General features: G+C 63.2%; 17 protein-coding genes. 5 read left to right on the forward strand and 12 right to left on the reverse strand.

The window, feature by feature from the left end:
• The first annotated feature begins 60 nt into the window (after positions 1-60).
• The gene (locus tag QWL29_RS20725) at positions 61-525 is read left to right on the forward strand and encodes an HAD domain-containing protein (protein ID WP_305824773.1); all 465 of its coding nucleotides are present in this window, start codon (positions 61-63) and stop codon (positions 523-525) included.
• 45 nt (positions 526-570) lie between these two features.
• Here QWL29_RS20725 and QWL29_RS20730 read toward each other — a convergent pair whose 3' ends face one another.
• Both QWL29_RS20730 and QWL29_RS20735 read right to left on the reverse strand, forming a co-directional pair.
• The gene (locus tag QWL29_RS20730; RefSeq protein ID WP_305824774.1) at positions 571-699 is read right to left on the reverse strand and encodes a hypothetical protein; all 129 of its coding nucleotides are present in this window, start codon (positions 697-699) and stop codon (positions 571-573) included.
• Positions 700-714: 15 nt separating this feature from the next.
• Entirely contained in the window at positions 715-1,029 is a 315-nt protein-coding gene (locus QWL29_RS20735; protein WP_305824775.1) for an EthD family reductase, read from the reverse strand.
• A gap of 201 nt (positions 1,030-1,230) precedes the next feature.
• On the opposite strand from QWL29_RS20735, the gene QWL29_RS20740 reads away from it, so the two are divergent.
• Both QWL29_RS20740 and QWL29_RS20745 read left to right on the forward strand, forming a co-directional pair.
• Positions 1,231-3,183 (forward strand): GAF domain-containing sensor histidine kinase, encoded by a 1,953-nt coding sequence (locus QWL29_RS20740; protein ID WP_305824776.1) that lies wholly within the window; start codon positions 1,231-1,233, stop codon positions 3,181-3,183.
• Positions 3,184-3,296: 113 nt separating this feature from the next.
• Positions 3,297-3,632 carry a hypothetical protein gene (locus QWL29_RS20745; RefSeq protein ID WP_305824777.1) on the forward strand — a complete coding sequence of 112 codons (336 nt, stop codon included), beginning with the start codon at positions 3,297-3,299 and terminating at the stop codon, positions 3,630-3,632.
• A gap of 125 nt (positions 3,633-3,757) precedes the next feature.
• Here the strand turns inward: QWL29_RS20745 and QWL29_RS20750 are convergent, their stop codons facing one another.
• The 5 genes from QWL29_RS20750 to QWL29_RS20770 all read right to left on the reverse strand — a co-directional run bounded on the left by QWL29_RS20750 (position 3,758) and on the right by QWL29_RS20770 (position 7,857).
• The gene (locus tag QWL29_RS20750; RefSeq protein ID WP_305824778.1) at positions 3,758-4,075 is read right to left on the reverse strand and encodes a hypothetical protein; all 318 of its coding nucleotides are present in this window, start codon (positions 4,073-4,075) and stop codon (positions 3,758-3,760) included.
• A gap of 355 nt (positions 4,076-4,430) precedes the next feature.
• Positions 4,431-4,835, reverse strand: coding sequence for a PPC domain-containing DNA-binding protein (locus tag QWL29_RS20755; protein WP_305824806.1), 405 nt, complete (start codon positions 4,833-4,835; stop codon positions 4,431-4,433).
• Between the two features lie 107 nt (positions 4,836-4,942).
• The gene (locus QWL29_RS20760) at positions 4,943-5,428 is read right to left on the reverse strand and encodes a hypothetical protein (RefSeq protein WP_305824779.1); all 486 of its coding nucleotides are present in this window, start codon (positions 5,426-5,428) and stop codon (positions 4,943-4,945) included.
• Complete coding sequence (locus tag QWL29_RS20765; protein ID WP_305824780.1) at positions 5,416-6,945, reverse strand: DUF3369 domain-containing protein; 1,530 nt, start codon at positions 6,943-6,945, stop codon at positions 5,416-5,418. Before QWL29_RS20765 ends, QWL29_RS20760 begins: the two co-directional genes overlap by 13 nt.
• A gap of 174 nt (positions 6,946-7,119) precedes the next feature.
• Positions 7,120-7,857, reverse strand: a complete 738-nt coding sequence (locus tag QWL29_RS20770; RefSeq protein WP_305824781.1) for a DNA-formamidopyrimidine glycosylase family protein — start codon at positions 7,855-7,857, stop codon at positions 7,120-7,122.
• Positions 7,858-8,012: 155 nt separating this feature from the next.
• On the opposite strand from QWL29_RS20770, the gene QWL29_RS20775 reads away from it, so the two are divergent.
• Positions 8,013-8,513, forward strand: coding sequence for a DUF3016 domain-containing protein (locus QWL29_RS20775; RefSeq protein WP_305824782.1), 501 nt, complete (start codon positions 8,013-8,015; stop codon positions 8,511-8,513).
• 35 nt (positions 8,514-8,548) lie between these two features.
• Here QWL29_RS20775 and QWL29_RS20780 read toward each other — a convergent pair whose 3' ends face one another.
• The 5 genes from QWL29_RS20780 to mepK form a co-directional block, all read right to left on the reverse strand.
• Positions 8,549-8,992: a thioesterase family protein gene (locus QWL29_RS20780; protein ID WP_305824783.1), complete on the reverse strand. Its 444-nt coding sequence runs from the start codon at positions 8,990-8,992 to the stop codon at positions 8,549-8,551.
• Between the two features lie 19 nt (positions 8,993-9,011).
• Positions 9,012-10,502: a PQQ-dependent sugar dehydrogenase gene (locus QWL29_RS20785; RefSeq protein WP_305824784.1), complete on the reverse strand. Its 1,491-nt coding sequence runs from the start codon at positions 10,500-10,502 to the stop codon at positions 9,012-9,014.
• A 100-nt stretch (positions 10,503-10,602) separates the two neighbouring features.
• A complete protein-coding gene (locus tag QWL29_RS20790) occupies positions 10,603-10,920 on the reverse strand; it encodes a hypothetical protein (RefSeq protein WP_305824785.1) in 318 nt (105 codons plus the stop codon).
• Positions 10,917-11,747, reverse strand: coding sequence for a hypothetical protein (locus QWL29_RS20795; RefSeq protein ID WP_305824786.1), 831 nt, complete (start codon positions 11,745-11,747; stop codon positions 10,917-10,919). The genes QWL29_RS20790 and QWL29_RS20795 overlap by 4 nt, the downstream gene beginning before the upstream one ends.
• Before the next feature lie 17 nt (positions 11,748-11,764).
• Entirely contained in the window at positions 11,765-12,301 is a 537-nt protein-coding gene (gene mepK / locus QWL29_RS20800) for a peptidoglycan L,D-endopeptidase MepK (protein ID WP_305824787.1), read from the reverse strand.
• 122 nt (positions 12,302-12,423) lie between these two features.
• Between mepK and QWL29_RS20805 the strand changes: the two genes are divergently transcribed.
• On the forward strand, positions 12,424-13,611 hold the full coding sequence (locus QWL29_RS20805) for a PQQ-dependent sugar dehydrogenase (RefSeq protein ID WP_305824788.1): 1,188 nt from the start codon (positions 12,424-12,426) through the stop codon (positions 13,609-13,611).
• The last annotated feature ends 52 nt before the right edge of the window (positions 13,612-13,663 follow it).

Consider the following 13,663-nt stretch of genomic DNA (forward strand, 5'->3'; position numbering starts at 1 on the left):
GGCAAAGGCGAATACGGCGCCAGTCCGGGTAATCAGGGTGGCGTCTTGTAGAAAGATCAGATGATTCTGTTCCTGGATTTCGATGGCGTGCTCCATCCCTATCCCCTCGGGCGCGCCGGCAAGCCGCTTTCGGCCTTGCCCCTGCTCTGGCGGATCCTCGATGCGGTTCCCGAGCTGTCTGTCGTGATCTCGTCCACGTGGCGCGAAGAATACGCGTTCGCCGAGTTGGCTGAATGGCTGACCGCAGGCGGGGGAGAACGTTTCGGCGCACGGTTGATCGGCACGACGCCGATCATGGACAGTCCTGACGACTACGTGCCAGGCATACGCCAACGGGAAATCGAGGCCTGGCTGGCGGCACACCATGCCACGGACCACCCCTATGTGATCGTGGACGACATGGCGGCCTACTTCGACTTGTCCTGCGAAAATCTTTATCTGGTCGACGCGGCCACGGGACTGACGCCAGCCGATGCAGACAGCATCATTGCGCGTTGCCGCGCCCTGAAGCGCAGCACCAGCTGACAGCCCCACCGTCCGACCCGGAATCGGCAGTCGGCGTGCCGCAGGCTATGCTTCGGTATCATCGGCGAGATACTGTTCTAGTTGTCTTTCGAACTTCCTGCGATCGTTGGCGTTGATATATAGAATCCAGCCGAGGCCAAGGACCGCAAGAACCGACAACAGGGCGGCAATCATGGCAATTCGACCGGCTCAACCCACCAGCACTTCGCTGATCTGGATGACCGGCTTCTGGTTGGTGTAGTTGGGAATGTCGGCCATGATTTGCTTCGTATGCGGACCGAACCCTGCCTGGAACGCCTCGACCGAATCACAGAACAAATGACCCATGGCGATGTAGGGCGCGTTCGCATCCGACGCACCTGAGGCGAGCGCGCGGTCGACCGTGTAGTACTTGCAGTGCTCGCCCATCAACTCCTTGACCATCGGCATGTGCTGGTCGCGGTAATACGCCTCGTCGAAATGGGCGTCGGGGCCGTTGGGGTACATCACGCTCACCTTGATCATGCTGGTCTCCTTGTCGGTTGGCTGAAGCGGTGAACTCATCCTGCACCCATGTGCACCGCTTTGCAAGGTCGGCACGAACGTTGTCATTCCGTCGCATCCAACACTCCCTTCATCAAAGAGTTCCTTGCCGCTGCATTCTGCTGCTAATATTTCCTCAGTGCATTACTTAGCATCTCCATTAGCCAGGCCAAGGGGAAAACCATGGAACGTCTCGACCGGCTGGAAGCGGTCCAGTCGATGCTGCTCGAAATCGGGCAGACCTCGACCAGTTGCAGCGACATCACCGAATTCATCCGCGCCGTGCACCGCGCGCTGGGCCGCATCATGTACGCGGCCAATTTCTATGTGGCGCTGTCCGATCGTGACGAAGGCACGGTGCGATTCGTCTACTTCGTCGACGAATCCGACGAGGGCCCCGAGCTGAACCAGCCGGTGCGCCTGGCCTCCCCGGACGAGTCGCCCACCGCCTGGGTCATCCTGAACGGCCGCAACCTGGTGGTCACGGCCGACGATTTCCATGCCCGCGAACGCGAAGGATCGAGCTTCGGCGCCGGCAGCGCGGCCGAGCACTGGATCGGCTGCCCGCTGCTGGACCAGCAACACGTGCCGCTGGGCGCCATCGTGATCCAGAGCTATACGCCCGAACACACCTACAGCGACGAAGACCAGGCCCTGTTCTCGGTCATCGCGAACCACGTTTCGGTGGCGCTGCAGAGCCTGCAGAGCATGGACCGCCTCGAGCGCGCCGTACAGGAACGCACCGCGCGCCTGGCGCACGAGGTGGCCGAGCGGCGCCGCGCCGAGCAGGTGCAGCACGCGCTGTACCAGATCGCCGATTTGTCGGCCAGCGCGCTCGATACCGACACGCTGACGGCCAGCCTGCACCGCATCATCGGCGAACTGATGGTGGCGGAGAATTTCCTGATCGGCCTGTATCACCCGGAAACCCAGGACTTCAGCATCCCGTATTTCGTCGACCAGAAGGACAGCGAGGCGCCGGTCAAGCGCTTCCCCTACGGCAAGGCGATGTGCTCTTACCTGCTGCACTCGAAGCAGGCGCAACTGCACGACGCCGGCAGCTTCGCGCGCCTGGTGGCCAGCGGGCAGGTGAATGAGCCGCTGGGCAACGTCGACATCGCCAGCTGGATGGGCGCGCCGATGCTGGTGCACGACAAGCCGCAGGGCGTGCTGATCGTGCAAAGCTACGACCCGTCCGTGGTCTACACCAAGGCCGACCTCGATTTGCTCGCCTTCATGGCCAGCCATGTCGCGGTGGCAATTGCGCGCATGCAGGCCGACCGCAAGCTGCGCGCCACCAAGGAATTGCTGGAAGAACAGAACGCCGCCCTGAACACGGCGCTGACCCAACTCCAGCAGGCGCAGGGCGAACTGGTGCGCCAGGAAAAGCTGGCCTCGCTCGGCGGCCTGGTGGCCGGCGTCGCTCACGAGATCAACACGCCGCTCGGCATTTGCGTCACCGCCACCAGCCACCTGGTGGAAGAACTGCGCCTGACGCGCGAGGAGCTGGCGAATGGCGAAATGACCGAGGATAGCTTGGGCAATTTCTTCGATATCGTCGACCAGTCGCTGCGCATCATGACTACCAACACCCAGCGCGCAGCGGCGCTGGTGCGTTCCTTCAAGCAGGTGGCGGTGGACCAGTCTTCGGGCGACATCCGCAGCTTTAACCTGCGCAATTACCTGAACGAAGTGCTGCTGTCGCTGCAGCCGAAACTGAAGGGCAGGCCGGTGCAGGTGGAGGTCGATTGCGTGCACGACCTGGTGCTGGACAGTTATCCGGGCGCCGTGTCGCAGATCGTTACCAACATGGTGGTCAATTCGCTGGTGCACGGCTTCGAGCGCGAGCAGGCCGGCAAGATTGCGATCCGCGCGGCGCTCGACGGCGACACGGTGACGCTTACCTATGCCGACGATGGCGCCGGCATGGACCAGGAATCGCTCGATAAACTGTTCGACCCCTTCTTCACCACCAAGCGCGGCAGCGGCGGCAGCGGGCTGGGCGCGCACATCCTGTTCAACCTGGTGACCGGGGCGCTGGGCGGCACTGTGCACGTGGAGAGCAGCCCGGGGCAGGGGCTGCGCTATGCGTTGCGTTTCCCGCGCAGCATGCGGGTGGAAAAGGTAGCGGCCTGAACCAGGGTCTACTGAACAAAAAATGGCTTACACTGGGTCCGATAGCTGATCTGGCGGGTGATTGACCTGCTGAGTCCATCTAACTAAAAACGGATAATTTTTAAGGCAAACCGATGTCGCGAGCGCTGCTCTATATCCTTCTTGGCTGCGTATTTGTGCCGCTGAATGCCCTGGCTGTCTGGGATTATCCGCCTTCGGCTCACCTGGCCATGTTTGACGCAATTGAACATCGTTGCGGTGCGTTCGATCCAGCCTTCTTCCGAAAAGAATACGAGAAGATGCTCATGACTTTCACTGACGAGGAACGGTCCGGGATAACCGAGATCCGGCAGTCGGCTGAATACCGCGAAGTGCTCACCGGAACCAATAAGGAGCTCGATGAGATGATCGCTGCGGCTGGCAAGGATGGCGAAGCCATCGTCTGTAAAAGAATGATGGAGCAGTTTTAGGTAGCGAGCGTACTACACGCACGCAGGATGGCGATCGAAGAGCCCCCATCGGCTGGCGCGTGCGCCAAGAAAATTTGTATAAAGCGAACTTTTTTTATATTTCGAGCCAAGGAACCGATTTTTTTTTATAGCCTGGATCCTTCCGCCTGGTCGTCCAGAGACTCGTCGTCCGGCGCGGGCGCATCGTTCGGCACCAGTTCAGCGCGCGCAGTTCGTGCTTCGCTCTCGATCAGGTCCATGGCGGCCTCAGGAACACGTGTCGCATATTGCTTGCGGTGGTGCTTCGACAGCATATTGTCGTTATCGAGGCAGCAGCGGACCAGCGTCGCGAGGTCACTTCCGCGGACGTCAAAGCACTCGTTGACGGCACGCACCACGCGATCATACGCAGCAAGGAATTCCGTCTCCTGGCGCAGTTCGATTTCGAGTGCCTCCTCCGCCATCCGGTAGCCGAACTCGACGCAGGGCGTGGCGTCCCAAGCCCGTTAAAGGCGATGCGCCACTTCGCGTGCCGGACAGGGGGACCGGTCACGTACCGTTCCGGGTCAAAGACGAAATGATAGTTTCCGCCGACCGGAGCGAGCAACGCAAGCTCCTGGTTGGTGAACTGCTCCCAAAGGAAGCACGCCAAGCGGATATATGCCCCATTTTTTTATACACTTCAAAGAAAATTTATATATTTGGTATTTTAGCTATGTTTTTTTGTAGGCGTTCTCAAGGTCGGGAATGGTAAGGGGGCCCCTGAAACACGCCGATTTCGCGTTTTACACAGCGTGGTCGATAGCGGACGCCTTGCTCTTAATCCTGAGTATGCGCACGTGCGATCGATAGTTCCGGAAAACCGGTTTCATCGTCCAGCGTGCGCCGGAAGCGGTGCTGGGGCAATAGCGCAACCAGGATCTCTGCCGTCGTACGCACCGTGCAGCCGGCGCAGGCATGGCCGCCGATGACGCGTCCATCTGCATCGGACACCGACATGTGCAGGTGGGCGCCGTCGGGCGAGAGGGAACCGCCCAGGGTGAGGATTTCGAGATCGCCGCGCAGCTCGCTCGGCGCAGGGCGGCCGGCCAGGCGCAGTTGCGCCACGCTCAGGCTGCCGATGCCTTGCAATACATAGGCGGCGGCGCCATGCTGGCGCAGCAGGGTTTCCAGCGCCAGGCGCAGGTCGGCGCCGGGAGGGAGACGGACGGGAAGCAGTTCCATGAAGTCGCTCGCAGGATGCGTGATCGGATGCCGGCCCAAGGCCTTGAATGGCTGGAGCATGCTAGTACCGGCTGCATGCAAGCGTCAAGCGAACTGCCGGCCGCTACTCAGCAGCGCAGTTCGGTAAAGCGATGGCGCAGGATGAACAGGTCGCGCTGGACTGTCGCCTTGGCGGCCTTGTCGACCGTCTTGTCTGCTGCCTTTTCCATGGCTTCCAGCTGCAGCAGGGATGGATCGAGCTGGCGGCATTCCTGTTTTGCAGCCGTGCTCAGCTTGAAGCGACGGTGGTATACCTCGTATTCCTCCCGCGTCATCCCGGTGATTGGCTGGAAGGCATCCGCCCATATCTCGCGATGCTGCTCAGCACGCACGTCCTTGCCGATGCGCTCCGTCCCGCTAAGCTTGTTGACGCCACGCGTCGGCGTCACGGTCAGCCGTTCGGCGCCGAGGCAGGGCTTGTCCGAATACGACGTCACCTTGTTGGCCGTGCACTTGTACATGGTGCGCGACGGCGCCGGCAGCGACTGGGCCGCGGCCGTGCCGGCCCATCCCGCAAGCAGCAGGCAGGCCAGCGCCGGCTTCAATCTGGCCATTGCCGATTGATCTCCACCGCCTTGTCCATGTTCTTGACGAGCAAATCGACATAGTAGGGATCAAGGTGCTTGCCTGCCACTTCGCGCAGGTAATCCCGCACCTGATCGACCGGCCAGGCTTCCTTGTAGCAGCGTTCGTGGCTGAGGGCGTCGAAGACGTCGGCCACGGCGACGATGCGCGCGTACGGATGGATGTCTTCGCCCTTCAGGCCTTGCGGGTAACCCGTGCCATCGAATTTCTCGTGGTGCTGGTGGGCGATCACGGCGGCGGCCTTCAGGATCGGGCGGGTCGAGCCATCTAAAATCTGCAGGCCCACGGTCGGGTGCTGCTTCATGATTTCCCACTCGTCCGGCGTCAGGCGGCCGGGTTTCAGCAGCACTGCGTCGGGCGTGGCGATCTTGCCGACGTCGTGCATCGGCGCGGCGTGCATCAGGGTTGCTACTTCTTCGTCCGGCATGCCCGAGGCCTGGGCCAGCAGGTGGCACACCTGCGACATGCGGCGCACGTGGTTGCCGGCTTCGTTCGAGCGCGATTCCACCACGTCGCCCAGGCGCAGGATCAGTTCGGCCTGGGTATCGGTGATTTCCTGGTTCAGCAGGATGTTATCGAAGGCGATGGCCACGCCCGAGCAGAACACTTCAAGCAGCTGGGCGTCGATGTCGGAAATCTCTTCCACGCCATGCAGCACCAGCAGGGAGGCCTTGCCGCTGTTGTTCGGGAAATAGCCGACATAGGTGTCGCCGTGCAGCTTGGAGATGCGGTTGCGGCGCGCGTCGTCGAGCTGGGCCAGCAGTTCGGGGCCGATGACGTTGGCCGCATCGTCGGCGCCGCCGTCGCTGCCGAAGTCGCCGATCCGCGCCAGCACTTCGTACTGGCTCTCGCCGGTGATCACGCTCGCGCCCTTCAGGCGCAGCAGCATGCTTTGCTCCAGGCGCAGCAGGGCCACGACCTGCTGCAGCAGGCCGCCGGCGAAGTCTTTCAGGTTACGCTGCTGGAAGATGTGACTGGAGGCGGCGATCACGCGCTCCAGGCCTTCGCGGTAGCTCTGCTGGACGCGGCGCGCGTCTTCCACCTTCATGATGTCGCGGTAGGCGCGCAGGGCGGCGAAGGTGGTCGTAAACAGTTTGGTCCGGTCGAGCTCGGTCTTTTCCTTGTAGTCGTTGATGTCGTAGTCGACGATCACACGCTCTTCGGGCGCCTGGCCCGGCTGGCCGGTGCGCAGCACGATGCGGGTAAACTGGTTGTCCAGGTCTTGCCGCATCCAGCGCGCCACTTCCAGGCCACTGTCCTCGCGCTCCATCACCACGTCGAGGAAGACCAGGGCAATGTTGTCTTCGCGCGCCAGGATTTCCTTGGCCTCGGCGCCGCTGTAGGCATGCAGGAAACTCAGTGCCCGGCCGTCGAGGCGGAAACGGTTCAGCGTCAGCTTGGTGATGTCATGGATGTCCGGTTCGTCATCGACGAGTAGAACTTTCCACGGGGCGAGTTTGGGAGCGGCTGCAGACAGAAAAGACATGGTGTTTCCAATACCGTTGAAAGGCGCTAGAAGATGGCGAACGGGTAAAAAGGAACCAAAAGACATTGCGCTGGATCAACAACCAGGCAATTTGATTGTAGTAGGTCTTTTGTTACTTAACAACAGGCAACGGATGAGCCGATGCGGCAAGGGTCGAAGTGTTGCCCGAAAGTCTCATTCGTAGCGTTTCTGGCAGCGTTCGCAGAAAAAGCTGCGCCGCTTGCTGCGGCCGAGGACCGCCTTCTTGAAGGGGATATCGCAGCGCGGGCAGATGGTTTTCGCGTGGGCCAGCCAGTGCTGCTTCAGTACATACTGTTTTTTCCAGCCCAGGAAATCGAAACTGTACTGGCGCGCTTCCTCGACCAGCGCGCGCAGCTTCGGCGCCGGCAGGGCGCCCATTGTCGACAGCGGGTGCACGCGGATGCGGAACAGCACTTCGTTCTTGATGATGTTGCCCACGCCGGAAAAGATGTCCTGGTCGAGCAAGGCGTCGCAGGCCAGCATGTCGGGTTGGGCACGCAGTTTCTTGCGCGCGCGTTTTGGATCCCAGGCGTCGGACATGACGTCGGCACTCCAGTCGTACAGGCTGTCGAGCTCGCCCTCGATCTCGCGTACCGAGCAGGCATAGAAGTTGAGTTCGCCGCCATCTGCCACACGTATTGACAGCCGAGGCGGCTTGTCGCGCCCCTCGTCAATGCGATAGGTGCCGAACAGCAGGAAGTGGATGCGCACCACCATGCCTGGGGTTTCGATCAGGAAGTGCTTCCCCCAGGTACGCAACGAGACGATGGTCTGGCCAACCAGGCGCGACGAATCGATGGCCCGCACGTTGCCGCCGGCCTCGACGATGGTCTGGCCGACAAAGCGGGTTGTCTGTTCTTTCAAGATGTAGAGCGATGGTCCTTCGGGCACGGTCGACCTCCTTGCGGCCATTCTGGAAGGGTTTGCCGAGCGCGGCTGTGCGCAGCTTCACAATTGGACACAGCTTTTACAGGCGCGAGACGGCAGCGCCTTCCAAACGGGCGTACTATTTGAACAGTGAAAAATCGAGAGAGAAAGGAATCGCCATGAATACCGTGATTCGCCACCTGGCTGCTGCCGGGTTGCTGGCGCTGGCCGCCGGCGGTGCCGCTGCCGGCACGACCGTCAACTACATCGAACCCGACCGCTTCTCCGACGTGCCATTTACCAACTGGGAGCGCGACGAGGTGCTGAAGGACCTGACCGATCATTTCGCGCGCCTGGGTGCGCAATTGCCGCCGGGCCAGGACCTGCGCATCGACGTCAAGGATGTCGACCTGGCCGGACGCGAGTATCCGACCCGCGGTGTACGCGACCTGCGCGTTGTGCGCAGCAACGGCGTGGACTGGCCGCGCATCGACCTGCACTACACGGTCGAGCAGGATGGCAACGTGCTGCGCAGCGGCGACGCCCAGCTGCGTGACATGAGCTTCATGGACCGCATCGGCCGTGCCAATGACAGCGATTCGCTGCGCTACGAAAAGCGCATGATCGACGACTGGTTCTATACCACGATCCTGCCGCGCGACCGGGCGGCGCGCCGCTGATACAGGCTGAGCTGATCGAGCTCAGTCGATCGAGCTCAGTCGATCCAATTCACGCGCTCGAACTTGTTGCGGAAGTCCTCGGGCATGGCCACGACCTGGCTGCTCTTGTAGTTGAAGAAGACGAAGCCGGACTTGGCCATGGCCACCAGGGTCTTGTCGCGCGGGCGGGTGATGCGGAAGGTAATGTCGCCGCCGTACTTGTTGAAATCCATCACGCCGACTTCGAACAGCAGCTGGTCGCGCGCGTGCGCTTCGGCGCGGTAGGTCGTCGCCAGGTCGGTGACGATGATGCCGGTGCCGTCGCGCTCGGTTTCGCCTATGCCGAACTCGAACAGGAAGCGGGCCCGCGCCTCGGAGATCATCGAGATCATCGAGTCGTTGCCGAGGTGGTTGGCGCCGTTGATGTCGGTAACGCGTACCGTCAGCGGCGTGGAATAGTAGTACTGGTCTTCGGGGAAGGAGAGTTGTAGGCGTGCCATCCGACGATTGTACAGCCTCTCAGGCCGATGGCCCTCTCACGATCCGGTAGATGCGCCCGTTCGCACTCACGATGTAGAGCTCGCCCGCGCCGTCGCGCCCGAAGGAGACCACCTGGCCGACGCCGGTGATGTTCCAGTCGCGCGCCTCGCTGACGGTGCTGGCGCCGCCGCCCGTGGCCAGGAAGCTCTTCAGGTAGCCGCCGCAATAATCCGAGTACAGGTAGCGCCCAACCAGCTCGGGCAGGGCGCTGCCGCGGTAGATGTAGCCGCCGGTGATCGAGCAGCCGTTGGCGTTGTTGGCGCCATGCTCGTATTCAAAGGCCGGCAGGACCAGGCCGCTGCGGTTGCAGCTGGCGCTGCCGTAGCAACGCGTGCCTTCCATGATGTCCCAGCCGTAGTTGGCGCCGGCCTGGGCCAGGGCGGCAATGTTCACTTCCTCGCGTTCGTTCTGGCCGACGTCGGCAATATAGAGCCCGCTCGTATCGAAGGCGAAGCGCCAGGGATTGCGCAGGCCCGAGGCCCAGATTTCCGGACGGGTGCCGGGCTGGTTCAGATAGGGATTGCCGGGCGGGATGGTGTAGGGCTGGCCGGCGTTGGCAGTGCGCACGTCCACGCGCAGCAACTTGCCGAGCATGACGGCCAGGTTCTGGGCATTGCCGAGCGGGTCGCCGGCGCCGCCGCCATCGCCCGTCCCAACGTACAGCAGGCCGTCCGGCCCAAAGGCGACCAGCCCGCCGAAATGGTTCGTGTACTGCGAGTGGGGAATGCGCAGGATCACCAGGCCGGAGGTGGCATCGGCCACGTTCGGCAGCTGCGAGGTGCCGAAGCGCTCGACCACGATGTTCTGCTGCAGGTCGGTGTAGTAGACGTAGAAATAGCCGTTGCGGCCGAAGTCGGGGTCGAAGGCCATCGACAGCATGCCGCCTTCGCCGCCGGTGAACACGCGCGTGCGGATGTCGAGCCATGGGACTGTGAGCGGCGTGCCTGCCGTGCCGTTCTGCAGTACGCGGATGATGCCGTCGCGCTCGACCACGAACAGGCGCGCATCGCCGCTCGGCGCGGTAACAAAAGTCGGGCTGTCGAAGGTGTTCCCGACCTGGGTCAGGGCCAGCGTGAAGGTGCCGGCGCTGTAGGCGACGGTGGCGCTGGCCGTGGCGCCGGCGGCGATTGCGACGGTTTGCGTGGCCGGGGTGGCGGTGTAGGTGGCGCTGCCGGCAGTGACGTTCGCGGCGGCCACGGTATAGCTGCCTGGCACGAGGCTGGCCAGCGTGCGCGAGGCGGCCAGGTCTTGGGCAAAGTTGTTCGGGCCGGTAACGCGTACCGCGCCGTTGACGCCGGCGGGCAGGGCATTGATGCTCACTTGCAGGCTGCCGGTGCCGGCGCCCGGGTCGGGCGCGGGATTGCCGCCAGAATTGCCGCCGCCGCCGCCGCAGGCGGCCAGCAAAAGGACGAGCAAAAGCGGCAAGGGCAGAAGGGACAGCAGGAACTTCCGTGCGCGATCGACCAGCATGATGGGTCTCCACAGGAATGGGCATATCCACGTGTTTATCTGCCAGCGTGCGGGCGCATGTAGCGCACGCTAGCGGCAGGGAAATCCCATCAGCGCTGCTTCAGGGCGCAGGCGTCGAAGTCGGTCCCTGGCGTGTCTTGGCGACCACGCCTTGCGGATTGAGCAGGATCACGAATTCGGTAAAACGTCCGTTGCCGGCCGGAGACTGGTAGAGCCAGGCTTCATAGCCGCTGTCGAAGACCACGGTTTTCGTGGCGCCCAGCGTAGCCAGCAGTTCGGCCCGGGTGGTGGCGCCGGGCACGACGGAGGCAGCGATGCGCTCGGCCGCGACCTGGGTGCCGGGCGGAACAGGGCTGGTAGCGCAGCCGGCCAGGGCAGCCAGCAGGGCCAGGGCAGGGAAGACGGAGCGGGCGCTCATGGCTGGGCCTCCGGCAGGTCGTTCATGTACTCGAACTCGACCAGGGTGTCATCCGGCCAGGCCTTGTCCCAGAGCGGCACGTAATAGGTGCGGTCGAGCAGCACCTGGCAGTCGCAGAAGGGCAGTTCCGCGCGCGGCAGGCCGCCGCCGGCATACAGGAAATGGAAGGGCAGCGTTTCGCTGCGTGCGCCGGCGCGCAGGCGCACCGCGAACAGCGGGCGCTCGGCGAAGAACAGGTAATTGCCGTTCGGGCTGGTGCAGACGTCGTCGGCGCTGGTGAGCGCGTTCGAGAGCCAGCCGAACAGCGGCGAGCTGTTCGATACCAGCCCGGCCTCGACGCCGACCCGGCATTCGAGGCGCATGTCGCCCAGGCGCCGCGTACCTGGGGGCAGGCCGGGGGTGACGATGGTGGCGCGCCAGGTCATGCTGCTGGTCTTGCGGTTGGCGAGCACGGCGGCGTCTTCACGGAGTAGCTGCTCGTTGCGCGGGAGCACGAAGCTGTTATCGGGCTCGACCGGCACCTTGACCGACAGCGTGTCGCCGGCCAAGCGCAGGGTGATGCCTGCCATGTTCACGTCGGGCGTGCGCGGCAGCAGCTGGAAACGCAGGCTGGCGGCGGGGGCATAGGCATGCTCGCGCTCGAAGCGTTCCATGCCTTTGATCATCTTGCGGTAGGATTTGTCGACCGGATCGCGCGTGGTGGTGACTTTCACAGTGGCGACGGAGGTGTCAGGAGACGTTTCCTGCGCCTTTGCCGTCACTGCCGTGGCGGTGGCGGCGAAGGCCAGGAAGAAGCTGCACAGGCGCAAGCGTGAACGACAAGGCATGGGCGGCCTCATGGTGCTCACCAGTAGCGCACGCGCCCGGTGTCCATGTGGACGAACTGCGAATCCGGGTAGAAGCCGACCCCGCCACCGTGCATCGCCATGGCGGCCTTGCGCAGTTGCGCCAGGTCCTTGCCGGGCAGGCGGATGTCGATCGCCTTGCCGTCCATGTGCATGCTGTGCTTGGCCACGCCGTTGCTGTTGGCGTGCAGCTTGGCATTCGATTCGGGCGAGCGGTAGCCGGAAATCACGTGGATCAGCGGGTTGTCGCCGAACTTGCTGCTCACTTGATTGAGCAGCACCAGCAGTTGCGGGTCGATCGACGCGACCTGGTTGTTACGGTGGTCGCGCAGGACTTTGTTCAAGTCTTGCAATGCATCGGGAACGAACTGGCCGTCGGCCCAGAACACGCTCTTCACGGTTTCCCCGGTGTGGGTGTTGTACAGGCGCAGCGTGCGTTCGCCAGGTACGGCCTGGGCAGCCTTGGCCAGCATGGGCATGCCGGCAACGGAGGCGAGGGCGAGAGAGGTTTTCAGGAACGAGCGTCGTTGGTTCATCGAAGATCCTTGCGCGAATTCAGAGGAGACCGCCATGATACCCCGGTTTCGATCATTCTGCAGGAAATCGACGCAAATGCGCCACGATGACGGAAAGATAACAACTTTTAAAGGAGAATTGCATGCAATTGCGTCAACTTCACAAAACCGTGCGTTACCTCGTCGGCGCCGCCGCCCTGGCCGGTGCGATTACCCCGGCCATGGCCCAGGTGCAAGCCACCGGCGCACCGCCGGAAGTCAAAGGCTGGCGTGCCGAAACCGTCACCGATGCGCTGCCGCGTGCCTGGGGCATGGCCTGGCTGGCCGACGGCCGCATGCTGGTTACCGGCAAGGCCGGCACCCTGCATCTGGTGCAGGGCAAGCAAGTGACCGAGGTGCCGATCGACAAGCTTCCGACCTTGATGGACAGCGGTCAGGGCGGCCTGCTCGACATCGCCATCCACCCGGCCGATAAAGGAGCCAATCCACGCGTCTACATGACGATGGCGAACGGCAGCAGCAGCGAGAACCGCACCATCCTGGTCCAGGGCATTTTCGACGGCAAGAAAGTGCACAGCGTGAAGACCCTGTTCCAGGCCTCGCCCTCGAAGACTGGCGGCCAGCACTTCGGTTCGCGCATCGCCTGGATGCCTGACGGCACGCTGTTGATGAGCATCGGAGACGGCGGCAATCCGCCCCAGCGCGTAGGCAACATGCTGGCGCGCGACCAGGCCCAGAACCTGGGCAGCCACAACGGTTCCATCCTGCGCCTGACCCTGGACGGCAAGGCAGCACCGGGCAATCCGCTGGCCAGCAAGCCCGGCGCACTGGCGGAGATCTGGTCGTATGGGCACCGCAACGTGCAGGGCATCGTGGTCGATCCCGAGGGCAAGGTCTGGGCCAGCGAACACGGTCCGCGCGGCGGCGACGAGATCAACCGCGTCGAAGGCGGCAAGAACTATGGCTGGCCGCTGCAGAGCTTTGGCCTGGACTACAGCTCGCGCGAGCCGATCGGCAAGCACAGCGTGCCCGGCATGGTCGACCCGGTGGTGGCCTGGGCGCCGTCGCCGGCGCCGTCCGGACTGGCCTGGTACACGGGCCCGGCCTTCCCGCAATGGCGAGGCAGCCTGTTCAGCGGCGGCCTGGCCAGCAAAGACCTGCGCCGCATCGAGCTCGACAAGAACGGCAAGGCCGTGCGCCAGGAAGCGCTCGACATCGGCGCCCGCGTGCGCGATGTGCGCCAGGGGCCGGATGGCCAGCTGTACGTGCTGACCGACGAGGACAAGTCGCGCATCCTGCGTATTGTGCCGACTGTTCCCGAGAAGTCGTAACGAGGAAACGGACGCCGCCGTCCATCGCTTTCGCCGATACTGGCCTCGTTCC

The organism is Massilia brevitalea, assembly GCF_030711405.1.
Classification (GTDB): Bacteria; Pseudomonadota; Gammaproteobacteria; order Burkholderiales; family Burkholderiaceae_D; genus Telluria; species Telluria brevitalea.

Excerpts from the sequence above, each read along its gene's own strand:
- QWL29_RS20750 (WP_305824778.1), bottom strand. The coding sequence starts at position 4,075 with ATGGCGGAGGAGGCACTCGAAATCGAACTGCGCCAGGAGACGGAATTC.
- QWL29_RS20780 (WP_305824783.1), bottom strand. The coding sequence starts at position 8,992 with ATGGCACGCCTACAACTCTCCTTCCCCGAAGACCAGTACTACTATTCC.
- QWL29_RS20740 (WP_305824776.1), top strand. The coding sequence starts at position 1,231 with ATGGAACGTCTCGACCGGCTGGAAGCGGTCCAGTCGATGCTGCTCGAA.
- QWL29_RS20735 (WP_305824775.1), bottom strand. The coding sequence starts at position 1,029 with ATGATCAAGGTGAGCGTGATGTACCCCAACGGCCCCGACGCCCATTTC.
- QWL29_RS20765 (WP_305824780.1), bottom strand. The coding sequence starts at position 6,945 with ATGTCTTTTCTGTCTGCAGCCGCTCCCAAACTCGCCCCGTGGAAAGTT.
- QWL29_RS20790 (WP_305824785.1), bottom strand. The coding sequence starts at position 10,920 with ATGAGCGCCCGCTCCGTCTTCCCTGCCCTGGCCCTGCTGGCTGCCCTG.
- QWL29_RS20775 (WP_305824782.1), top strand. The coding sequence starts at position 8,013 with ATGAATACCGTGATTCGCCACCTGGCTGCTGCCGGGTTGCTGGCGCTG.
- QWL29_RS20755 (WP_305824806.1), bottom strand. The coding sequence starts at position 4,835 with ATGGAACTGCTTCCCGTCCGTCTCCCTCCCGGCGCCGACCTGCGCCTG.
- QWL29_RS20785 (WP_305824784.1), bottom strand. The coding sequence starts at position 10,502 with ATGCTGGTCGATCGCGCACGGAAGTTCCTGCTGTCCCTTCTGCCCTTG.
- QWL29_RS20805 (WP_305824788.1), top strand. The coding sequence starts at position 12,424 with ATGCAATTGCGTCAACTTCACAAAACCGTGCGTTACCTCGTCGGCGCC.
- QWL29_RS20730 (WP_305824774.1), bottom strand. The coding sequence starts at position 699 with ATGATTGCCGCCCTGTTGTCGGTTCTTGCGGTCCTTGGCCTCGGCTGG.
- QWL29_RS20760 (WP_305824779.1), bottom strand. The coding sequence starts at position 5,428 with ATGGCCAGATTGAAGCCGGCGCTGGCCTGCCTGCTGCTTGCGGGATGG.
- QWL29_RS20795 (WP_305824786.1), bottom strand. The coding sequence starts at position 11,747 with ATGCCTTGTCGTTCACGCTTGCGCCTGTGCAGCTTCTTCCTGGCCTTC.
- QWL29_RS20745 (WP_305824777.1), top strand. The coding sequence starts at position 3,297 with ATGTCGCGAGCGCTGCTCTATATCCTTCTTGGCTGCGTATTTGTGCCG.
- mepK (WP_305824787.1), bottom strand. The coding sequence starts at position 12,301 with ATGAACCAACGACGCTCGTTCCTGAAAACCTCTCTCGCCCTCGCCTCC.
- QWL29_RS20725 (WP_305824773.1), top strand. The coding sequence starts at position 61 with ATGATTCTGTTCCTGGATTTCGATGGCGTGCTCCATCCCTATCCCCTC.